The sequence below is a fragment of the Acinetobacter sp. AKBS16 genome (assembly GCF_002899995.1).
GTDB lineage: Bacteria > Pseudomonadota > Gammaproteobacteria > Pseudomonadales > Moraxellaceae > Acinetobacter > Acinetobacter baumannii.
Genome location: NZ_POYH01000079.1, coordinates 26,691 through 28,834 on the forward strand (window position 1 = coordinate 26,691; position 2,144 = coordinate 28,834).

Sequence of the window (2,144 nt, forward strand, 5' to 3'; positions counted from 1 at the left end):
AACTCGTGATGCGATTGAAAATGAAGCTGACAACGGTTTAAGCAACGATGTAGGTACCATTGCAATGGCACGTACTCAAGCTCCACACTCTGCTTCTGCACAATTCTTCATCAACGTAAAAAACAACTCTTTCCTGAACCATACTTCAAAAACTGCACAAGGTTGGGGTTATGCTGTATTCGGTAAAGTTGTTGAAGGTATGGACGTTGTAGAAGCAATCAAAGGCGTACGTACAGGTAACCGTGGTTATCACGCTGACGTTCCTTTAGAAAACGTTGTTATCGAATCTGCTAAAATTATTTCTGAATAATTTTAGGATAAAGCTGTGACTTATCTGTTTATTTCAGATTTACACTTGTCACCTGAACACCCTCGACTCGTTCGAGGGTTTTTAGATTTGTTGGTACATTATCAAAATAAACAAACACAGCTTTATATTTTAGGTGATTGGTTTAATGCTTGGATTGGTGATGACTATTCAGCGCCTTGGCTCGACGAAATTGTCGAGGCTTTGAAAGTATTTAACCAAAAAGGGAATCGCGTTTATTTCCAAGTGGGTAACCGAGACTTTGCTTTAAATCAGGTTTTCCTTGATAAGTTTAATGGTGTATTACTTCCTGATATTTATTATCTCAACATTGCAGGTCACCAATACCGTTTGGAACATGGCGATGCGTTATGTACTGATGATATTTCCTATCAAAGATTTAAAAAAATTATCCGAAATCCCTTCCTAGTTGCTTTTTTACGCCGTACCCCCTTGAGTTTCCGCACAAAACTGGTCAATGGTTTTCGCAAAAGAAGTCATTCAGACAAACAGCAAAAAAGTTATGAAATTATGGATGTAAATGAACAAGCTGTTCTCTCTGCCCTCACAGATGTAGATATACTTATTCATGGACACACTCACCGTCCAGCAATTCATCAATTACAACATAAACAGCGGATTGTTCTTGGCGATTGGCGTGAAGATCATGCACAAATTTTAGAAATTTATCCCTCTTCACATCTGCAGCAAATCAAACTAACTGATTGGTATTATTAATTAATATTCAGTTATTTTTCAAATACTTGGCTTGTTTATTTAAATTAAAATCCCAGATCATACATAGACAGGTAAGGAATACAAATTTCCAGCTTATATGTCCATATTTTTGATATTCGATGTATAAAATTAAAAGACACAATACAAATGCAAAAATCAGAAAGGTTTTAACAACTCTAATTTCTCGCAGCTTACTCTTTGCATCTTTGGGCATTAAATTAAACATTTTCAATAAATTATTAAAAAATTTATATAAGTATTATATTTCTTTATCACATTAAAATGCAGATGTTTTTCTCTAAAATCGCGTATGATGCCAAAGATTAGAACCCTTCCATTGTAATAAGATTGATATGGAGTAAAGTATGGATTTATTAAATACGGTTAAAAGTCGCTACACTACCAAAGCGTACGATCCCGAGAAAAAAATTCCTCAAGAAAAATTCAATAAGTTATTAGAAATTTTACGCTTTACCCCTTCTTCAGTGAATATTCAACCTTGGCATTTCTTAGTTGCAGACAATCCTACTGCTAAAGAACGCATTGCCAAAGCCTTAACAGGACGATATGCCTACAATGCCCCCAAGGTTCTTGAGTCATCACATACTCTTGTATTTTGTACGAGAACAGATATTTCATCCGAATATTTAAACCAGTTACTTGAACAAGATGATTTAAGTGGTCGTTTTAAAGATGAGAAAGCCAAACTTGGTCAAAAGGATACTCGTCATGGCTATGTTGAGTTTTACCGCAATGAGCAAAAGAATTTATTCGGCTGGATGGAAAATCAAACTTTTATCGCTTTAGGACAACTACTGTTTGCAGCTGGTCTTGAAGGCATAGATGCAACCCCAATGGGTGGCTTTGACGAAAATGTTTTAAATGAAGAATTTGGCTTAAAAGAAAAAGGCCTGCGTAGCTCTGTAATTGTTTCACTGGGTTATAGAAGCGAAAATGACTTCAATGCGAAATTGCCAAAATCTCGTCTGCCGGATGAAGTTATTTTTACACATTTATAAGAATTCAGTGGAGTTCAAAAGAACAGTCTTTTGAACTCCTATTTCATAGCTAAGGCTAAACTCACCAGTCCGCTTATTCC

General features: G+C 35.7%; 4 protein-coding genes. 3 read left to right on the plus strand and 1 reads right to left on the minus strand.

Annotation, left to right across the window (positions count from 1 at the left end):
- Both C1642_RS19485 and C1642_RS13855 read left to right on the plus strand, forming a co-directional pair.
- Window positions 1-310 (plus strand): peptidylprolyl isomerase (locus C1642_RS19485; protein WP_228153895.1); only part of this gene is annotated, 310 nt, incomplete at its 5' end.
- 15 nt (window positions 311-325) lie between these two features.
- Window positions 326-1,045 carry a UDP-2,3-diacylglucosamine diphosphatase gene (locus C1642_RS13855; protein WP_103236457.1) on the plus strand — a complete coding sequence of 240 codons (720 nt, stop codon included), beginning with the start codon at window positions 326-328 and terminating at the stop codon, window positions 1,043-1,045.
- 7 nt (window positions 1,046-1,052) lie between these two features.
- On the opposite strand, the gene C1642_RS13860 is transcribed toward C1642_RS13855, so the two are convergent.
- Window positions 1,053-1,271 carry a hypothetical protein gene (locus tag C1642_RS13860; RefSeq protein WP_103236458.1) on the minus strand — a complete coding sequence of 73 codons (219 nt, stop codon included), beginning with the start codon at window positions 1,269-1,271 and terminating at the stop codon, window positions 1,053-1,055.
- Window positions 1,272-1,410: 139 nt separating this feature from the next.
- On the opposite strand from C1642_RS13860, the gene nfsB reads away from it, so the two are divergent.
- A complete protein-coding gene (nfsB, locus tag C1642_RS13865; protein WP_000365040.1) occupies window positions 1,411-2,064 on the plus strand; it encodes an oxygen-insensitive NAD(P)H nitroreductase in 654 nt (217 codons plus the stop codon).
- Window positions 2,065-2,144: the final 80 nt, after the last annotated feature.